The 17900-nt window shown below is 66.3% G+C and carries 17 protein-coding genes; 7 read left to right on the forward strand and 10 right to left on the reverse strand.

Annotation, left to right across the window (positions count from 1 at the left end; all coding sequences use genetic code 11):
- Positions 1-273: 273 nt before the first annotated feature.
- Positions 274-1380, forward strand: a complete 1107-nt coding sequence (locus HOV91_RS25815; protein ID WP_174187989.1) for a class II histone deacetylase — start codon at positions 274-276, stop codon at positions 1378-1380.
- A gap of 102 nt (positions 1381-1482) precedes the next feature.
- Here the strand turns inward: HOV91_RS25815 and HOV91_RS25820 are convergent, their stop codons facing one another.
- The 3 genes from HOV91_RS25820 to HOV91_RS40555 are packed head-to-tail and all read right to left on the reverse strand — an operon-like array spanning position 1483 to position 3175.
- A complete protein-coding gene (locus tag HOV91_RS25820) occupies positions 1483-2079 on the reverse strand; it encodes a TetR/AcrR family transcriptional regulator (protein WP_174187990.1) in 597 nt (198 codons plus the stop codon).
- Positions 2076-3020, reverse strand: coding sequence for an NADP-dependent oxidoreductase (locus HOV91_RS25825; protein WP_217441148.1), 945 nt, complete (start codon positions 3018-3020; stop codon positions 2076-2078). Before HOV91_RS25825 ends, HOV91_RS25820 begins: the two co-directional genes overlap by 4 nt.
- A 32-nt stretch (positions 3021-3052) precedes the next feature.
- Positions 3053-3175 (reverse strand): hypothetical protein, encoded by a 123-nt coding sequence (locus tag HOV91_RS40555; RefSeq protein ID WP_281370949.1) that lies wholly within the window; start codon positions 3173-3175, stop codon positions 3053-3055.
- A gap of 326 nt (positions 3176-3501) precedes the next feature.
- On the opposite strand from HOV91_RS40555, the gene HOV91_RS25830 reads away from it, so the two are divergent.
- On the forward strand, positions 3502-4044 hold the full coding sequence (locus tag HOV91_RS25830; RefSeq protein WP_174187992.1) for a hypothetical protein: 543 nt from the start codon (positions 3502-3504) through the stop codon (positions 4042-4044).
- Between the two features lie 926 nt (positions 4045-4970).
- Here the strand turns inward: HOV91_RS25830 and HOV91_RS25835 are convergent.
- The 5 genes from HOV91_RS25835 to HOV91_RS25855 all read right to left on the reverse strand — a co-directional run bounded on the left by HOV91_RS25835 (position 4971) and on the right by HOV91_RS25855 (position 10316).
- Positions 4971-6287 carry a ferredoxin reductase family protein gene (locus tag HOV91_RS25835; RefSeq protein ID WP_217441149.1) on the reverse strand — a complete coding sequence of 439 codons (1317 nt, stop codon included), beginning with the start codon at positions 6285-6287 and terminating at the stop codon, positions 4971-4973.
- A 285-nt stretch (positions 6288-6572) separates the two neighbouring features.
- Positions 6573-7124 (reverse strand): dihydrofolate reductase family protein, encoded by a 552-nt coding sequence (locus HOV91_RS25840; RefSeq protein ID WP_174187994.1) that lies wholly within the window; start codon positions 7122-7124, stop codon positions 6573-6575.
- A gap of 88 nt (positions 7125-7212) precedes the next feature.
- Positions 7213-7983: a hypothetical protein gene (locus tag HOV91_RS25845; RefSeq protein ID WP_174187995.1), complete on the reverse strand. Its 771-nt coding sequence runs from the start codon at positions 7981-7983 to the stop codon at positions 7213-7215.
- Between the two features lie 31 nt (positions 7984-8014).
- Complete coding sequence (locus HOV91_RS25850; protein WP_174187996.1) at positions 8015-9160, reverse strand: FAD-dependent oxidoreductase; 1146 nt, start codon at positions 9158-9160, stop codon at positions 8015-8017.
- A 268-nt stretch (positions 9161-9428) separates the two neighbouring features.
- Positions 9429-10316 (reverse strand): alpha/beta hydrolase, encoded by an 888-nt coding sequence (locus HOV91_RS25855; protein ID WP_174187997.1) that lies wholly within the window; start codon positions 10314-10316, stop codon positions 9429-9431.
- A gap of 76 nt (positions 10317-10392) precedes the next feature.
- Here HOV91_RS25855 and HOV91_RS40560 point away from each other — a divergent pair, with 76 nt between their 5' ends.
- Positions 10393-11094 carry a TetR family transcriptional regulator gene (locus HOV91_RS40560; RefSeq protein ID WP_174187998.1) on the forward strand — a complete coding sequence of 234 codons (702 nt, stop codon included), beginning with the start codon at positions 10393-10395 and terminating at the stop codon, positions 11092-11094.
- 196 nt (positions 11095-11290) lie between these two features.
- Here HOV91_RS40560 and HOV91_RS25865 read toward each other — a convergent pair whose 3' ends face one another.
- Complete coding sequence (locus tag HOV91_RS25865) at positions 11291-12229, reverse strand: alpha/beta fold hydrolase (RefSeq protein WP_174187999.1); 939 nt, start codon at positions 12227-12229, stop codon at positions 11291-11293.
- A 272-nt stretch (positions 12230-12501) separates the two neighbouring features.
- Positions 12502-14559 carry an ATP-binding protein gene (locus HOV91_RS25870; RefSeq protein WP_217441150.1) on the reverse strand — a complete coding sequence of 686 codons (2058 nt, stop codon included), beginning with the start codon at positions 14557-14559 and terminating at the stop codon, positions 12502-12504.
- Between the two features lie 383 nt (positions 14560-14942).
- Here HOV91_RS25870 and HOV91_RS25875 point away from each other — a divergent pair, with 383 nt between their 5' ends.
- From HOV91_RS25875 to HOV91_RS25890, 4 genes are all read left to right on the forward strand, one after another.
- Positions 14943-15683, forward strand: a complete 741-nt coding sequence (locus tag HOV91_RS25875; protein ID WP_174188000.1) for an ABC transporter ATP-binding protein — start codon at positions 14943-14945, stop codon at positions 15681-15683.
- Complete coding sequence (locus HOV91_RS25880) at positions 15680-16408, forward strand: ABC transporter ATP-binding protein (RefSeq protein ID WP_174188001.1); 729 nt, start codon at positions 15680-15682, stop codon at positions 16406-16408. Before HOV91_RS25875 ends, HOV91_RS25880 begins: the two co-directional genes overlap by 4 nt.
- Complete coding sequence (locus HOV91_RS25885; RefSeq protein ID WP_174188002.1) at positions 16405-17286, forward strand: branched-chain amino acid ABC transporter permease; 882 nt, start codon at positions 16405-16407, stop codon at positions 17284-17286. The genes HOV91_RS25880 and HOV91_RS25885 overlap by 4 nt, the downstream gene beginning before the upstream one ends.
- A gap of 107 nt (positions 17287-17393) precedes the next feature.
- Positions 17394-17900: branched-chain amino acid ABC transporter permease (locus HOV91_RS25890; protein ID WP_217441151.1), on the forward strand; the 507-nt coding region annotated here is incomplete at its 3' end.

Genomic DNA, 17900 nt, shown 5'->3' on the forward strand with positions numbered 1-17900 from the left:
GCCACCCGCGCGTGCGGGCGTGTCGGTAACGATCGACGGCGGGCGGCGGCAGCGTGAAGTCGCGTCGCCCCGTGGCGTCGCTGCCGCCACCGCAGGCGGTAACGGCGATCGCTGGCCTCCCCGCCAGCCGAAAGCTTATCGGCGCCGCCACCGGTGGTGATCTCCCCGGTTGCGGAGTGGTCGCTGCTGTGCTTGTAATGAGCCCGGTCACCCTCGAGACCAAGATCGGAACGAGCGGACGGTGTGGCAGTCCGCCGACTGCAAGGAGTCACCATGACAACTGGATACGTGTGGAACACCCTCTACGGGTGGGCCGACACGGGGAGCGGAAGCCTGTTCCCATCCGACGTCACGGTCGGTCTCCAGCCGATCGGCCACCACCTCGCGCACCCCGATACCAAACGACGATTCCACGAATTGGTCGCGGTGTCCGGCCTGTTGGAGAAGTTGCGTCCGATCGAAGCGGTGCCCGCCACCGAGGCCGACATACTGCGGGTGCACACGGCGCAACATCTGGAGCGGATCAAGGCCGAGAGCCTGCAACCGAAAGGCGGAGACGCCGGCGACGGCGTCTCGTCCTTCGGCAGGGGCGGCTACGAGATCGCCGCGCTTTCGGCGGGCGGCGCGATCGCGCTCGTCCACCAAGTGCTCGACGGGACCGTCGACAATGGTTACGCGCTGGTCAATCCGCCGGGGCACCACGCGACCCGTGCCACCGGCATGGGCTTCTGTCTCTTCAACAACGTCTCCATCGCCGCCGCCTACGCGAAAGACGTTCTCGGTGTGCGGCGCATCGCCGTAGTCGACTGGGACGTCCACCACGGCAACGGCACCCAGGACATCTGGTACGAGGATCCCTCGGTGCTGACCATCTCGATCCACCAGCACCTCTGTTTCCCGCCGGACTCCGGTTACCGGGAGGAGCGTGGCGCGGGAGACGGATACGGCTACGCGCTCAATGTGCCGCTTCCGCCGGGCAGCGGTGACGCCGCGTATTCGCATGCGATCGACCGGGTGGTGGAGCCGGCGCTGCGCGCCTTCGCGCCCGAACTGATCCTCGTGGCGTCGGGCTTCGACGCGAGCATCCTCGATCCGCTGGCTCGGCAGATGGTTACCAGCGCCGGCTTCCGGCACCTGACCCGCCGGATGCTGGAAATCGCGGACGAAACTTGCGCGGGCCGTATCGCCTTCGTGCAAGAAGGTGGCTACAGCCCGCACTATGTTCCGTTCTGCGGGCTCGCGGTGCTGCGCGAGCTGCTCGGTGAGGAATTCGTGGACGACCCGTACACGCCGATCGTCTCGACGCAGGGTGGCGACGTTCTCCTCGAGCACGAGGCCGCGGCGATCGAAGCCGCGGCGGGCCTGGTCGCCGAGCTCTGATCCGCTAGCGCGGCTCCAGCCGCGTGGTCGACAAGGCCGTACTGGTGGCGCTGGGCTGGCGTCCTGGTGACCCGTTGTGGTGGCGGATCAGCGACGGGTTGATCACACTGCTTCCGCGGTCGATTGCCTTATCAGGTCCTCGGCCAATGCTCGGAGCCGGAAGGCCGGTCCACCTTTCAGGTAGATTCCGCCGACTGCGAAGGTGCCGACGATAGCGAGATGGAGGTGATCGGCGAGTCGGTCGCTGTCGCTGACGCCGAGCCGTGCTGTCAGCGTGCGTAGTCGTCGCGCGAGCTCGTGTTCGTGCTCGGCGCAACGCTGCCGGATTCGATCCGATTGCTCACTGCTGAATTCCGCGGCTGTGTTGACGAAAGCGCAGCCGCGGTAGCCCTCACGTGTGGCCAGCTTCTGGATCCAGGTGAGCTGAGCATCGAGTTCTGCCCGAGCGTCGGTATAGCGCGCGGCGGTCTCGTCCCACCTGGCCCAGAAATCGTCGTCGCGTCGCTGCAGCACAGCGAGAACGAGGTCGTCTTTGGTAGGGAACCATCGATACAGGCTCGCTTTCGCCATTCCCGCTCGTCGCACGACCTCATCGACACCGATCGCGCGCACACCGTTGTCGTAGAAGAGTTCGGTCGCGATGCCAACGATCTTGTCGCGCACCGCGATACCGCGTAGCTGCTTGGGCTTTTCGCTCATGTGCGGTCCTGCGTGTTCACCACGATCGCGGCCTTGCCGAAGCCGCGCCGGTCCTCGACCCATCGCTGGGCATCGGCGGCATGGGAGAGGTCGAACTCGGCGCCGACAACGACGCGAACCGCGCCGGAATCGACCAGCTCCGCGATCGCCGTGAGTGCCACGGGGTCGGGTTCCACCAAGCATGAGGCCGCGCGGATACCCCGCTCTTCCGCGGCGGCCCGGTATCCCTTGATCGACCATGCGGTCGCCAGCGCGATCGTGCCGCCGGGCGTCACGCGGTCGAACAGCGAGGCACCGAATCCGTGCCCCACCAGATCGAGCACCGCGTCCACCTTGCCGACCGCCGTGACAGCCTCCGGATCGGTGTAGTCAACGCAGGTGTGCGCACCCAAGTTGTGCAGTGCGGGATGGTGACCGGGACGCGCCAGGGCGGTGACCGTGGCGCCGCGCGCGACCGCCAATTGCACCGCCAGGTGGCCCACGCCGCCGGAAGCTCCGCTGACCAGAATGTGCCGACCGGCACGTGCCTCGACGGCATCGAGCATCTGCCACGCCGTCAGCGCGGCCATCGGCAAGCACGCCGCCTCCGCGAACGACGCCGAGCGCGGCATCGGCACCAAGTGATACGCGGGAACGGTCATGTATTCGGCGTACGTGCCCGCGGGATAGGGAAACCAGGCCAGACCGTAGAGGCGCTCGCCCACGGTATAGCGGGTTACTCCATACCCCACCGCATCCACCACACCGGCGACGTCCCATCCCGGAATGCACGGCAAGCGCATGGACTGCTCATAGCCTGCATGACGACCGGTGTGCATGTCGATCGGATTCACGCTGGTCGCCTGCACGGCGATGCGGACTTCCCCGGCGGCAGGCTCCGGCCGCGCGACCTCGCCGATCTCGAGTGGCGATCCCCATTGCTCGTGCCGGGCCGCGCGCATCGTTGTACTGCTCGGCCGGCGAGCGCCGATGATCACAGCGTCTCACCATCGAGCCCGTGCGGCCGGACCTCGTAGTCCTTCGGTCGGCTCTTCGCCTGTGCCAACCGTTCGACGATCTCGACGGTTCCCTTCGCGTCCAGGGCCTGCGCAACCATGCACTCACCTCCAGCCAAAATCGAGACAGATCTGTCTCTATTTCGATAGTGGCGCGGCTGTGTGTGTACGTCAAGACACGGCTCGAACATCCTCGAACTGATTGCATCCGCTTCTCGGCGCGAGGCGGGTTCAGGCATCCTGTCCCCCGCTGCCGGCGCCGCACGAACCACGCCGCGATTCGCTGTGCACAGACTCGATAGGCAGTAGAGTCACACGCCGGGGATGGAAATAGCTGCGGTGCAAACCTATTCGATCGTGAATGGCTACGGGTCCGACACCGGACATCACGTTTGCTGTCCATGATCGGTGCCGGAAGGGGGACTCGGTGGACAACGGGTTCGGGCCGTTGCCGGATAGCAGGATCGTGATAACGGTGTTCGCGCGAACGGCCGAGTCGGGGCTGGACGCTGCCGGTGCTTTCGGTGGCGGGATGCTCGAGCCGCTCGCGGGTCTGGTCGAGGCACATCGACGTATGGCTACGGTGCAGCCGGACTGGGACGATGTCGAGCTGACGTGGACCCCGGGGCAGAAGGGCCCTGTGTTGTCCACGGCGGGCGGCAACGCCGAGCCATTCGCCAGTGCCTGGGAGGATGCGCAGCGGCATATGCTCGCCATCGACCTCGAAGCGTGCAAAGTTCTCGGGCAACCGGATGCCGGAGCGGTGGAGCATCACGAGGGTCTGGGAGCGGTCCTCGGCCGTATGGCCCACCTGTACACGATTTCGTTCAATCGGTTCGTACTCGACGGCCCGGAAGGTAGGAACCGCCAGCAGCTCGGCCGCGCATTGGTCTCCTATGACAGCTTGGCGCGCGATTTGGTGTGCGGCAAAAAGTGTTTGCCTTCGCCATTGACGCGTCCTGACTGGTGAGTCGGCCACGATCTCCGCCGACCCATTACGAGACTTCACCCGACCGGGGGTTTGCGGGACGATGAGGCCTCACCGAGTCTCGCGGCGGCGCGGGCATGGCTCCGGTGGTCAGCGGTTACCCATTGAGGGAGAATACGGACGTGAGCGGCCCGATCAGAAATAGGAGCAGACATCAACTCGGCGTACCAGCGGTGGGGGCGCCGAGGGACGTAGTAGCGCGCGACGGCTGCTAGCTTGATATCGGCGCAGGAAGTGCCGGGACAGGAATTCTTGCCAGCGCCCGGCGACAAGAGGTTCGACGCGCTGGAACGGTGCGCAGGAAGCTGGAAGAAGGAATGAAGGCTACCGAGCCCCCCGGGGCGGGAGACGGCATGTCGAAAGTCACCCGACTACCGCGTCGCCCGCGGCGCGTGACGGAAGAGGCCGGCGAGCGTCCCCACAAGACTTGGCGTTCAGAATTCGGCTCCGTCTATGATGCCGCACCGACCAAGCCCGTCATGCGATCGGAACTGCAGCGGGAGACAGGGTGGTGGCCGGTCGACCCCGGCGCGACGCGGCACCCCGCTCCGCAGGATGATCCGGGCAGCGCCGAGCCTGGTGGAAGTGTCGTCCACCTCGACGCCATGCGGCGGAAACGAGCTGGTGAGGATGGCCCGGCCGGCCGGCGCATGGTCAAACCGCGCCGAATCGGAAATAGGGCTGGTGAGAGATCCGGCACCGAAGGTGATCACGACAGTGGTCGCGGCGGTGGTCCGGATTCTCCACGGATGGACGGACCTACCGGGCGACACTGACTCTCCGAGGCCGCGGCGTACAGCGTTCAGGCCAGGGCCAGCGCGAACCAGGTGCAGGCGGCCAGCAGGACGACAGTGATCACCCATACGGCGCGGGTGGTGTAGGTGTGTCGCATATTCGTTGCTCCGGGGTCAGACGAAGGTGAAACGTTCGGTGTGGACGCGGTCGGCCGGTATGTCCAGCGCGGCGAGGGCGTCCTCGACCGCGGTGACCATGGGTGCGGGTCCACAGATGAAGTACTGCCGGTGCCGGTACCGGTCGGCGAGGTGGCGCTGGATCAGTGCCCGGTCGACGAACCCGATCTCGCCGTCCCATCCCGGTGGCGGGTCCTGCGGAACCAGGACGACGGTGAGGTCCAGCCGTTCGGCCGCTCTGGCGATCTCGTCGTCGAAGGTCTGCTCGCTCACGGTCCGGACCGCGTAGATCAGCAGGAAGGGGCGTCGGTCGCCGCGGTCGGCCATGGTGCGCAGGATCGAAATCATGGGGGTGATGCCGACACCGCCTGCGATCAGGACGAAACCGGGGCCTTCGTGGCGGTCGGGGGTGAAAACGCCGTGGGGGCCGTCGAGGAAGGCGCGGGTGCCCGGGGGGATGTCGCCGATGGTGGAGGTGAAATCACCGAGCGCTTTGATGGTGATCTGGACTCGGTCGTGGTCTTCGGCGCTGGAGGAGAACGAGAACGGGTGCGCGGTGATCGCGAACGCGGACCGGTCGACGGTCAGCCACCCGAACTGTCCCGGCGCGAAACGCATTCCCTCGTGTCCGTCCGGGGTGAGGCTCAAGGTGCGGGCGTCGCCGTGTTCGGCGGTGTTCTGCTCGATGCGCCACGGTCGCCGCAGCCGCCGGATCGGTGCGACGACCCGCACCCACACCAGCAGCCCGACCAGCGCGAGGGTCATCGCCAGCCACAACCCGACCTTCCAGGTCGCGTCCAGGTAGTAGCCGACCAGCAGCATATGCGCCAACGCCAGGCCCACTACCGCCACCGACAGTGCGCCGTGCAGCACCTGCCACACCTCGTAGCGGATCCGCAGCCGTCGCCGCCACACGGAGGTCGCCACCACGATCAACAGCAGGACCGTGGACGCGACCGCGCAGCGGGCCCGCCACGGCGCCTCGGCGAGGTTCAGCAGCGCCACGATGTCGATCCCCCCGATCTGCAGCAGGAGCGGGTGGGCGAGGATGAAGGCCAGCGCCACGTAGGAGACCTGACGGTGGAACTGCACCAGAGCGTCCTCACCGAAAGGCGCCGCGACGGCTCGGAACCGAGCGACCAGCGCGAACTGCGCGCCGAGCATCGACATACCCACGAATCCCAGCGCCACGGAGAATTCCACCCAGAATCCGCGGCCGCCGTCGACCGGTCCGACCACGGCGAATACCAGCGGCACCACCGCCACCGCCACATACAGCGCTATCCATCCGATCCCCCGGACCACCACAGACACCACTGACCTCCCGATTGAAGGCTGTTCGGCTACGCCCGGCCCACGCTATCCGCGCCGCGGACAACCACCCGGGTCCTGGCCATGCGTGTCGGTCACCGGCCTCAGCGACGACAGGGTGTGCGCAAGAGCGGCTGTCGCGGCCGGAGTCGGTGGTCCCGAGCCAGCGGCTGTGTCATATCCGGCGCCCAGCGCCTCCTTGACGCGTCCCAACCCCGCCGCCGCTTCCTCGGGATGCATCGTGGTGGCCTCGGGAGTGGTGGAGGATTGCTGCGGTTGCACGGATCCTCAGTCGGCGAGATAGCGCAGCATCACCGCAGTGTTGAAGTGCCTCGTCTCGACCAGTCGGAGCTGGATGCGCTTGTCCAGCAATGGGAACATCGGTGTGCCGCCGCCGAGCGCCACGGGCGCGAGGAACAGCTGGTACTCATCGATGAGCCCGTGGGGGATCAGCGAGGCCGCGAGGCTCGCCCCACCGACCTCCATGACCCCATCGCCCTCAGCCTTCAGCCTGCGGACCTCCTCGACCGCATTTTCGCTGATCAGGGTGCTGTTCCAGTGGACATCGGTGAGCGTGCGGGAGAAGACGACCTTCGGCTTCTCCGTCCAGAGCCTGGCGAACTCCCGCTCGATGCGCGGGGCGTTCTCGGGCACGTGCGGCCAGTACTCGGCCATCAGCTCGTAGAGGCGACGGCCGTGCAGCGAGACCTCGAGCTGGCGGTAGCGGTCGTTGTGGAACTGGTGCAGCTCCTCGTCCGGGCTGGTCCAGTCGATGCTGCCGTCACGGTCGTTGATGTAGCCGTCCAGGGACACGCTGAACCCGTAGATCAGTTTCCTCATACTCGGGTAGACCTCCTACACGTTCGGAACTCATCGGCGCTCGGACAAAACTGGTCCTAGCAGGACGTACTGCCGTATCGCGTACACCTCAACTTTCCACGTTCGCGGCGGTCGCTGTTGCGTTGATCAGCCGGTAGATGATCGGCTGGGCGGCGATATCGTTGGCGGCGAAGTTGGCAAGGACGAAGGTGCGGAAGCTCGGCCGGAACAGCAGGCTGGGCAGGAAGGCGCGCAGGGTGGGCCAGCCTGCGTGGTTGATGAGCGTGTAATCGTCCGGTTCGCCGGACAGTGGACGCATCGGAACCGAGTCCGGCAGTGCGGTTGCGCGCTGGAACCAGCCCGCGGTGTATTCCCAGATGTCGTAGACAGTGTCGCGGTTCGAGCAGTGGAAGAAGTTGAACAGGAACCAGTTACCCGGATCGTGGGACACATCGGCGATCCGGGCCGGACTGCTCGTCGCGATCTGGTGTACGTGCCGGGCGTTGCCGGTCAGCAGCGCCACAAGTTCCTGCCATGCCGGGTCGGCGCGGACCGCGTCGAGGCCGGCGACGGTGCGGGTGCGGACGAGTACGACGATGTCGTAGCGGGCGGGACGAACTCCGGCCCGGCGCAGCAGTTCGCCGCCCTCGCCGGGAGGCCGCAGTGCCGCCCGGAACGCTGTCGCCTCGAGGACATCGTCTCGGCGGGCCAGCCGCGCGCAGAGCGTACCGAGCTGGGCCGAGGCGCGGCGTCGCGATCGGGCAGGCAGGGGGAACGGCCCGGCCCAGCCGCCTGTTTCGACAGCCAGCAGCAAGAATCCGTTGTCGGTTGGCGTGCTGAGGCGCGCCTTGACGGCCAGGTGGTCATTGACGATCTTCACAGGGTTTTCCGTTCTCGCGTGGTTCTGGAGTTCAGCGGCGGTCGAGCCCGGACAGTCGCAAGGCCAGCCGGTTGCGCACTGCCGGAGCCTTGCCCGCCAGCGCCATGGCGGTGTTGCGCATCGGCCGGACGCGTGCCGATGCGGTGGCGAGGTCGGTGAGCCTGCTGGCGATGGAGACCACAGCCGCGGCAGTGCGGCGGCGGGCGTCGGCGTATTCGTCGAGCAGGCTTTCCGGTTCGCCGGAAAGGACTCGGGACAGGGTCGTCGCGGCCGTGACGGCGTCCTCGATACCGAGGTTCATACCTTGACCACCTGCCGGTGAGTGCACATGGCCCGCGTCACCGGCCAGCAGGACCCGGCCGTGACGGAAGGCGTCGGCGATGCGGTGATGGACTCGGAAGCGCGAACCCCACACCACCTCCTCGACCACGGCCGGGCAAGCCTGCGGGCCGCGTTCGTCCAGCAACCCCTGCACGAACGCGATATCGGGGTCGTGCGGTGCCGAATCGACGGTGGCAACGATCCGGTACCTACTGTCGGGCAGCGGCGCGACCACTACGAGCCCAGCCGGTGAAAAGTACAGGATGACCTCGTCGGTGGGCACGCCACCGGTGAGGCGGACATCGGCGAGGGTGAACGATTCGGCGTAGCTGCCACCGGTGAAGCCGATCCCGGACTGTTCCCGCGCCAGACTGTGCATACCGTCCGCCGCCAGCAGATAGCGAGCGCGGATCGGTTCGCCTTCCGCCAGAGTGGCGGTCACCGAGTCCGGTTCCTGCGTTATCCCGGTGACCGTGGCCGGGCGGGTCACCTTCCCACCGAGCTCGGTGAGCCGCTCCAGCAGGAATTTCTCGGTGTCGGCCTGGGAGATCATCAGCGTGTAGGGGTACGCGGTGGGCAGTTCGCTGAACGGCACCGCCATCAGCAGCCGATCCCGGTCGCGGATCGTGAACGTCGGCGTGTGCACACCGCGGGCGACCAGGGCGGGGACCACGCCGTACGGCTCCAGTATTTCCAGGGTGCGCGGATGTACCACCGCCGCGCGAGAGGTATTGGCTCCCTCGGCCTGCCGGTCCACGATCACCACCTCGCGACCGAGCTGTTCCAGCACGACCGCGGCGGCGAGCCCGACCGGGCCCGCCCCGACGATCAGCACGTCTGCGATGGGGTTCTTCATACAACTCCTCGAGGTAAACGCTTGTTGTTATTCGAGCTAGAAGGGGCGGAGTCGAATACCAACTCCTGTTGGCCTACGACTGTTGGCATCAGACGTGAACAAATGCGGCGCCGTCGACGCAGACCGCGTCACCCGACGGTTGCGTGTTCGCCGACGAATCGGCGTGATCGGCGCATTCATGCGGCGGAGAGCCGGTTGATCCGACACCGCGGCGGGTGGCGTAGCTTCCGATTCCCGCAAGGGGCGATAGCGTACCGGCGCGGGACTGTCAGCCGCCGGTCGGGACCTGCCGGAAGAAGTCGATCTGGTCGGCAACGACGGAGTCCCGCAAGGCCGGGTCGGTGTAGAAGGAGAAGTGGGTGCCGGGATATACCCGCAACTCGCCGCGCGGCGCGGCGTCGGCCAGCGCGCGACTCGTCTGCACCGGCGTCTCCCGATCCTCGGCGGCAGCGCAGACCAGCAATGGGCACGACAACCGTGCAGCAGACTCCGCAGGACGGTAGCGCATCATCGCCAGCAGCGCGCGGGGAGCAATGACGTTGCGCCACAGAGTTTCCCCACCCCCGGTGAGGGTCTGAATGTGACGCTCCGCTTCCGGCGTCGCGGTCACGGCGAGCTCCCCCGGCCGACCGACCATCGCGATGTAGTACGGGCGCATGCCCGCCGCGCCGCGCAGCCGATCCCAGATGATCGCGCCGAGCAGCTTCACGGTGTCCCGGACCTTCCTCCCCTCGACCCGCTTCGGAAAGCCGTTGAACGGGATCTGTGCCACGACGGCACCTATGCGTGGGTCGTCGGCCGCGACGGCGACAGCGTGTGCCCCACCGAGCGAGTTGCCCCACAGCAGAACCCGGTCGGCGTCGATGCGTGGGTGACCGCGGGCGAATTCGACAGCGGCGCGAAGATCGGCGAGCTGACCGGCGATCTCGGGTACCTGCCGCGGTTCGCCGGCGCTCTCGCCGAAGCTACGGTAGTCGAACACCAATGCCGCGAAGCCCGCGCCGGCGAAGCGCTCGGCATAGTCGAACAGCCGGTCCATCGTTCCACTGAAACCGTGGCAGAGCACCACACACGGCACTCGGCTGGAACCGGTGGGCAGAAAGAGGCGTCCGGCACATCGGACACCGGCGACGTCGAACGAGACTTTGGTACGCATAAGGGCCATCCCTGCGGCATAGACTGACTGTCGGTAAGCACAGTAGCGGATTTTTTGACCGTAGGTAAGTGATTGCATGACACCTGAGCGCATACTCGCGGCCGCGCGCGTCCTGTTCGCCACCCGCGGCTACCGAGCCACCTCCATGCAGGCCATCGCCGACGAGGTGGGCGTCACCAAAGCCGCCCTCTACTACCACTTCGACTCCAAGGACTCGATCCTGCACCAGCTCACGCTGCCGCTGCTGGACGAACTGGATGCGGTACTGGCCGATGCCGAGTCGGAACCGAGCGCCGAAGAGGTCCGGTGGCGGGCGATCGAGGGTTATGTCGATGTGCACCTGCGCCACCGGCACACCCTGACCATGCTGGTCAGAGATATGACACTGCTGGTCCAAGCCCCGGTGGCGGACCGTTTCCGAGCCGCGATCGCCTTGGCGAACGAGCTGGTGGCAGGTCCCGGGAGCGGGATCGAGCAGCGGGTACGGGCCTCTCAGGTGGTCGCGGGCCTGGCCGACCCCGTCGTCCTGTTCCGCGACGAACCGGTCGATCGGCTCAGGCAATTGATCCTGGACGGCGCTCGGGCGCTGCTGGGCGAACCCATCGAGCCCAGACCGACCGGACGCGCCAGGGGCCGCAACGGCGGACGGCCCGCGAAGCTCACCGGCGAGCAGATCGAACAGGCGCGCTCGATGCACGCCGACGGCCATGACACCGAGGACATCGCTACCCGTTTCGGTGTCTCCCGAGCGACCGTCTACCGCTATCTCAAAAACTAATGATTATGAGATTTGATTATGAGATTCTCCCGGCGTTCGCCCTCGTGCGATGGCGGCATGCCGGATTCCGCTCGTCGTCAGTTCACCCTTGGCGGCACCTGCTGTGAACCACGGGGCAAGCGAGCGACCGCGGTGCCGAGCTCTGATCGAGCTGATCGGTATCGCGAGCCGCCCGCCTGCCGGTGATCGTCGGGACTCAGCGGAGGAATGCGGTCAGCAAGGGGTTGGTTTGCGCGGGGCAATCCTCATGGACGGTGTGGCCGCAGTTCGGCAGGACGGTGGCCGTGGCGTTCGGGATGCGCGCCGCCAGTCCATCGGCTTGAGACGCGGGCAACCAGGCGTCCGCGCCGCCCCAGAGGATGAGTGTGGGTGCGGTGACCCGGGCGAGCCCCGCGTCGGTGACGCGGTAATCCAGGTTGCGCCACAGCGACAGGAAACCCGCGCGATTGGCCGGCCGGGAGAACGGCGCGTAGAGCTCATCGATCACCTCTTCGGTGACCAGGTGCTTGTTGTGGAAGGTGCCGCGGATATTGTCGGCGTAGACGGAGCGGGTGGTGAGGTCGGTGGCCAGCTCACCCAGCACCGGTGTGGTGAACAGGGGTGTGACCGGCGCCTTTTCGGCGTCGAGTCCGGGCGAGTCGAGTAAGACCAGACGCTCCACACGGTCGGGGTGCTGTTCGGCGAAGAACAGGCTCCAAGCACCGCCCCACGAGTGGCCGACGAGGGCGGTGCGCTGTAGGCCGACGGCGTCGAGGAAGGTGGCGATGGCCTGCGACATCGCGGGCAGGTCGTAGGCGAAGTCGCCGCGGTGCAGTTCGGTGAATCCCTGGCTGGGCAGATCGACGGCATAGACGGTGTGTTCGGCGGCCAGTGCCGGGATCACGTCTCGCCAGGAGAATCCCCACAGCCCGCCGCCCGCGACGAGCACCACCGGTGATCCGCTCCCGGTTCGGGTGTAGTGGAAACGAGCGAGGTCGGTGTCGACGTATCGCGCCTCCACTCGGGACAGGTACCGCGATTCGTAGTTCGAGGTCAGTGGCTGTCCGTAGGCAACAGGAGCGTCGAGGGCGGCGAATGCGCCGACCAGTACAGCGGCAACCGCGGCGAGCCGTTTGAACGCCGGTTTCGAAGTCATGACACAACTTTCTGGTCAGTGGTACCTGTGCCTCTTGGACGAGCCGGGGCCGACCGTTGTGACGGGACGTGGGACAGGTCACAGCGACTCATCGGGAAGGCGAGCACCGCTGTTCGGTGTGGCGCGGATCGGCGCACGCCGGTCGGAAGAGGCGCGATCCACCACCCGCCACGACATGACCGAACCGGCGCCGGACGACTCGGCACACATCGCGGTCGACGGCGACACATCGCGGCGATGTGAAGCCCCGCGCAGTGGCGCCGCCCTCGGCCTCAGCCCGCCCGTACTCCGCTGCGCTCGGTGTCGTCTTCTTCGCCGCGCATCGTGTAGACGCGCTCGAGGAAGTCGCGGTGGGCGCGTAGCGTCGAGTCCAGCAGTTCGCGCCAAGTGCGGCGGTCGATGCGGGTGTCGCTGTCCAGTGACGACAGTGAGGCAGGGCGCAGTCTGTCGATGTGATCGACGATGAAAGTCAGCCTCCGGCGGGGGAATTGGGTACCGATGCGCGGATTCTCGTTCAGGAAGGTGTCCAGGGCGTAGAGGTAGTTGATCGCGCGGTTGTACTCCTCGTCGGTGAGGTGGTAATCCATGCGCTTGATCTCGACGATCCACAGCTCACCGGAATCGTGCAGCAGGACGAAGTCCGGTTCGCGTTTCTCACTGCCGATCGTCGTCGTCACCAGCGTGACACCGAATTGCTGCGTATACCAGCGTTCGAAACTGGCCCGTACCCGCTTGAGGGATTCGTTCATGCCCAGCGGCGTCCACTCCGGCGCCAGCAACCACGGCGCGCTCTCGATCAACTCCTGGAACGGCCTCTCCAGCGACCGGTTGTCGTCGATCAGGCTGCGCAGGCGGTCCACCACCGCCACCCGTTCGCTGGCTATCTGGCCCAGCGAGTAGACCTCGGCCACCCGCGCCCGTTCGAACAAGGCGACGACCACGTCCAGCCGCGTGTCGGCGTCTTCGGCGATCTCCTTCAGCGTTTCCAGCAGGCTGCGCTGCGGCCCCAGCGACAGCGCCAGCCTGACGATGCTCTCGACGTGAGCGGGGTCCTCCAGTGCGGCCCGGTCCTTGTGGGCGACGAGGATGCGCGCGGCATCGATCACCGCATCGCGAAACATCCGGTCCCCGGGCGCGATCGCCTCGACGGTCTCGTGCAGCCGCGATTTCTCCACGAACTCTTCCCACACCCGCCGACGGATCGACCGCTCCCCCGTCCGGCCGATCTCCTTGATGAGATCACGCCCCCATACGGCCAATGCCTCACCGCGCGGCGAACTCCACATGATGTCCTGCCGGTCGGATCTGACCAGATCCTCGTCGTCGTCGAGCCAGTCCACGTGGATGGCGCCGACCAGGTACGAGCGCAATTTGAATTCGCCGGTGAAACCCGCCGCTATACCGAAATCCCGGCTCTGCGCGACGATCTTGCCGCGAGCGTAGATCCGGACACCAGCCATTGCCTCGTCCCGATAGGGCTGCTTGGAGTACGCCACCCATCCCGCTACCGGCAGGAACTGGTTGGCCACGCGGACGGGACGCTGCCGCACATCGATCCGGGTTTCCTCCATCACGTCGATCGGAAGATCGCTGAGAATGAAGCTCTCTCCCGCGCCTTCGACAGCGCTGTTGTGCACCTCGACCCGCCAATCCGGCCGCTCGATCCCGAACCGCGCGGCCAGTTGGCGGTTCAGTTCCGGGCCGGAATTGACGCGTTTGCGGAAGAAGTCCCGCAGAATCACCGTGGTACCGCGCTGCGGCGCGAAAGTGCCGTCGCGCACACCGATCTTCGGGTAGTAATCGCTTTCGGTGTCCGACAGCATGTCGTACAGGTCCATCACGATGTGCGACACCTGCCATCCTCGCTCGGTCTCCTCGGTCGGGCTGCCGCCCGCCGTGATCACCTCGATGGTGCGGCAGATGCCGAAGGCGGCGAGTTTTCCGATGCCTTTGCGGCCCATCACCGGACGTTTCCGGTCCCGGGACAGATCCGAGCCCATCCGCATCCGGCGATCCGACCCGACCATCAGATAGTGCTCGTTGACCTCCGCCGCGGTCATGCCGTGGCCGTTGTCGGTGACCACGATCTCGTATTGCGGTTCCTCGGCGGCACGAACCGTCCCCGCGAGCGTCACACCCCACGGCAGCGATACCTCCACGAGGGTGGCGTCGGCATCGTAGGAATTCGCGATCAATTCGGCCAGCACCGCCGAAACCCGGTCGTAGAGTTTGATTCCGAGCTTGTCGATGGCCAACCGGCTGATCCGCATCGTGTACTTGTGCTCGTTCGGATCACGTTCCAGATCGGCTACTCGAGCATGCATATCCATTGTCGGGCCCCATCCACCCCTCCGGCAGCCCATTTCCAGCTACCCGTAACACAATCCAACTCTGCGCTTCTGACCAGGGCCTGAACGCCAGAGGGCCAGACCATAACGGCATGATCCCGAAAACGCCCGCAGGTAGCCGACAACAGCGGACCGGTCCACTTCGGGGGCCTCTACACGATCCATCACACGCGAAACCCGATATTCCGGATTTTCCACTCGAGCTATCGCGGCTACGTACGAAGCCTTCCGGCCCGGTCGGTCCTCTGGTGTGATCTGTGCGCACAATGTGCGGCCTGACCTGCGAATTCAGGCGTCAGAAACCCGAACTCGCGTGGTCGTGACGCGGCCGGGGACCGGAGGAAGACTTGCTGGAAATACGGAACATGACTGTCCGGTTCGGTGGCGTCACCGCGCTGGACGATGTGAGCTTCGACGTCGGCGAGTCGGAGATGCTCGGACTGATCGGTCCCAACGGCGCCGGGAAGACAACCCTGTTCAACTGCCTGACCGGTCGAAGCAAACCGGATTCGGGCACCGTCACCTATCGCGGTATCGCGCTGCTGCGTCGGCGTCCAGATGAGCTGGCCGGGCTCGGTATCGCCAGAACGTTCCAGAATCTCGGCCTGTTCGAGCACATGTCGGTCCGCGACAACGTACTCGTCGGCGCGCATCACCGGGCCGAGGCGGGATTCGTCGCGGCGGCGGTTCGGCTGCCGCTGGTCCGGCGCGAGGAACGCGAGCTGCTCGCCGACGTGCGCCAGTTGCTCGACCGCCTGGAGCTGACCGAGGTAGCCGACCGCCCGGCCGCCGGGCTGCCGTTCGGCACCCTCAAACGCATCGAGCTGGCCAGAGCGCTGGCCTGCCGTCCCCGGCTGTTGATGCTGGACGAGCCGGTGAACGGCCTCAGCCACGGCGAGGTCGCCGAGTTCGCCGCACTCGTGCGCGACGTGCGCGCCGAACTCGGACTGACGGTGATCGTGGTCGAACACCACATGGGGTTCGTGATGGGCCTCTGTGATCGGGTGGTGTGCCTGGACTTCGGCCGGTTGATCGCCGAAGGCACTCCGGCGCAGGTGCAGCGCCACCCCGAGGTGATCGCCGCCTACCTGGGGAAGCCGGCATGAGCGAGTTCCTCGTCATCGATGACCTGTACGCCGGTTACGGTGCGGCGCAGATCTTGCACGGAGTGAGTTTGTCGGTGGGGCGCGGTGACGTTTGCGCCATCCTCGGACCCAACGGCGCGGGCAAAACCACGCTGCTGCGGACGTTGAGCGGGATGGTGCGTGCGCGCGCGGGCAGCGTGCGGCTGGACGGCGTCGTCCTGGGCAGGCGGAATCCGGAATCGGTGGCGCGGCTCGGCGTCGCGCACGTGCCACAGGGGCGCGGCACGTTCGCCCCGCTCAGCGTTGCCGACAATCTGCGTTTGGGTGCGTTCACCCGACGAGACGGCGCCGCAGTGCGCGCCGACTTGGCGCGGGTGTTCGACTATTTCCCGATCCTGAAGGACAAACTCCATCAGCAGGCCGGCGGACTTTCCGGCGGCCAGCAGCAGATGCTCGCGCTCGGACGCGCGCTGATGATGCGGCCGCGGTTGCTGCTGCTCGACGAGCCGTCACTCGGTTTGTCGCCTCTGGTCACTCAGGAGTTGTTCGGCATCATCGCCACCATCAACAAAGAGGAGAACACCACAGTGGTGGTGGTCGAGCAGAATGCCCACCTCGCGCTCGCCATCGCCGATCGGGCACATGTGCTCGAGACGGGCCGGGTGGTGCTGTCGGGCACTCCGGCACAGATCAATGCCGACGAACAGATCGCTCGCTCTTACCTCGGATATCAGGTCTACGCATGAATCAATTACTCGAACAAACTCTGGGCGGTCTCACCGCGGGCGCGATCTACGCGAGCCTGGCGCTGGGGCTGGTGCTCATCTATCGGTTCACCGGTGTGGCGAATTTCGCCCAAGGTGAACTCGCCATGTTCTCGGCCTTTCTGGCCTGGCAATTCGGTCAGACCGGAATGCCGTTGTGGCTGGCTATGATCACCGCCCTCGCGGTCTCGTTCGTCGGCGGCATGCTCATCGAGCGGCTGGTGATCCGGCCGGTCGAACAGGCGCCGGAATTGACGTTGGTGATCGTGACAGTCGGCCTGTACTTCTTCGTCAACGCCGCCGCGGGCTGGATCTGGTCGTTCGAGCTCCAGACGTTTCCCAGCCCGTTTCCCGACGGCGCGATCAGTACCGGCGGCGTGAGCGCGAGCTACCAGAGTCTCGGCGTGGTCGCGGTGGTCGCGGTGGTGATGGCGCTGCTGTTCGTGCTGTTCCGTTTCACCGAGATCGGGCTCGCGATGCGAGCGGTGGCCGCGAACGCGGAGTCGGCACGATCAGCCGGTATCCGGGTCGGCGTGGTGCTCGCGCTCGGTTGGGGATTGGCCGCACTGGTCGGAGCGGTATCGGGAATTCTCGCCGCGCCGATTCTTTTCCTCGAACCCAACATGATGGGCGGTGTGCTCATCTACGCCTTCGCGGCGGCGACGCTGGGTGGGTTCGACTCCCCGGTCGGCGCTGTCGTCGGGGGACTGATCATCGGTGTCACCGAAACGCTGGCGGGCGCCTACATCGACGCGATCGGCACCGAACTCAAGATCGGGGTGCCGCTGCTCGTCATTCTCATCGTCCTGCTGGTACGCCCGCAGGGACTTTTCGGTACAGCGGCGGTGCAACGAGTATGAGCGATACTGGAATTCGGCACCCTCTCCCAACCGCCGAGCCGGCCGGGACACCGGTCGCCGGACGTGCGAGTCTCGCCGCTTTCGTGACAAGGCACCGAACCCTTCTGATGTCGGCCGCACTGTTCGCCGTGGCTTGCGTGGCGCCGTTTCAGCTGGCGCCGTTCTACACCTTTCAGTTGTCGATGGTGCTGGTCTACGCGATCGCGCTGCTCGGACTGAACCTGCTGGTCGGTTACACCGGGCAGATCTCGCTGGGCCACGGTGCCTTCTTCGGCGTCGGCGCGTATGTGGCGGCAGTGGCGACGAGTCGGTGGGAGGCACCGTATTTCGCGGCTCTGCCGCTGGCGGCCGCGCTGACCTTCCTGCTCGGGGTGGCTGTTGGTATCCCGGCCCTGCGCTTGCGGGGCCTGTATCTAGCCTTGGTGACCTTGGCCATCGCGATCTTCACGGTGCCGCTGCTGAAACGATGCGACTGGATCACCGGCGGATCGATGGGCCTGACGGTGACCAAGCCGATGGCTCCCGTCTGGACCGGACTGGCCGAGGACCAGTGGCTGTACTTCCTGGCATTGGGCACGGCGGCACTGTGCTTCGTGCTGGTGGCGGGGTTGTTG

This window comes from Nocardia barduliensis (genome assembly GCF_013315795.1).
Classification (GTDB): domain Bacteria; phylum Actinomycetota; class Actinomycetes; order Mycobacteriales; family Mycobacteriaceae; genus Nocardia; species Nocardia barduliensis.

What these genes read in the sequence shown, in the direction of transcription:
- HOV91_RS25815 (WP_174187989.1), top strand. Translation starts at nt 274, where the DNA reads ATGACAACTGGATACGTGTGGAACACCCTCTACGGGTGGGCCGACACG.
- HOV91_RS25820 (WP_174187990.1), bottom strand. Translation starts at nt 2,079, where the DNA reads ATGAGCGAAAAGCCCAAGCAGCTACGCGGTATCGCGGTGCGCGACAAG.
- HOV91_RS25825 (WP_217441148.1), bottom strand. Translation starts at nt 3,020, where the DNA reads ATGCGCGCGGCCCGGCACGAGCAATGGGGATCGCCACTCGAGATCGGC.
- HOV91_RS40555 (WP_281370949.1), bottom strand. Translation starts at nt 3,175, where the DNA reads ATGGTTGCGCAGGCCCTGGACGCGAAGGGAACCGTCGAGATCGTCGAA.
- HOV91_RS25840 (WP_174187994.1), bottom strand. Translation starts at nt 7,124, where the DNA reads ATGAGGAAACTGATCTACGGGTTCAGCGTGTCCCTGGACGGCTACATC.
- HOV91_RS25850 (WP_174187996.1), bottom strand. Translation starts at nt 9,160, where the DNA reads ATGAAGAACCCCATCGCAGACGTGCTGATCGTCGGGGCGGGCCCGGTC.
- HOV91_RS25855 (WP_174187997.1), bottom strand. Translation starts at nt 10,316, where the DNA reads ATGCGTACCAAAGTCTCGTTCGACGTCGCCGGTGTCCGATGTGCCGGA.
- HOV91_RS40560 (WP_174187998.1), top strand. Translation starts at nt 10,393, where the DNA reads ATGACACCTGAGCGCATACTCGCGGCCGCGCGCGTCCTGTTCGCCACC.
- HOV91_RS25865 (WP_174187999.1), bottom strand. Translation starts at nt 12,229, where the DNA reads ATGACTTCGAAACCGGCGTTCAAACGGCTCGCCGCGGTTGCCGCTGTA.
- HOV91_RS25870 (WP_217441150.1), bottom strand. Translation starts at nt 14,559, where the DNA reads ATGGATATGCATGCTCGAGTAGCCGATCTGGAACGTGATCCGAACGAG.
- HOV91_RS25875 (WP_174188000.1), top strand. Translation starts at nt 14,943, where the DNA reads ATGACTGTCCGGTTCGGTGGCGTCACCGCGCTGGACGATGTGAGCTTC.
- HOV91_RS25880 (WP_174188001.1), top strand. Translation starts at nt 15,680, where the DNA reads ATGAGCGAGTTCCTCGTCATCGATGACCTGTACGCCGGTTACGGTGCG.
- HOV91_RS25885 (WP_174188002.1), top strand. Translation starts at nt 16,405, where the DNA reads ATGAATCAATTACTCGAACAAACTCTGGGCGGTCTCACCGCGGGCGCG.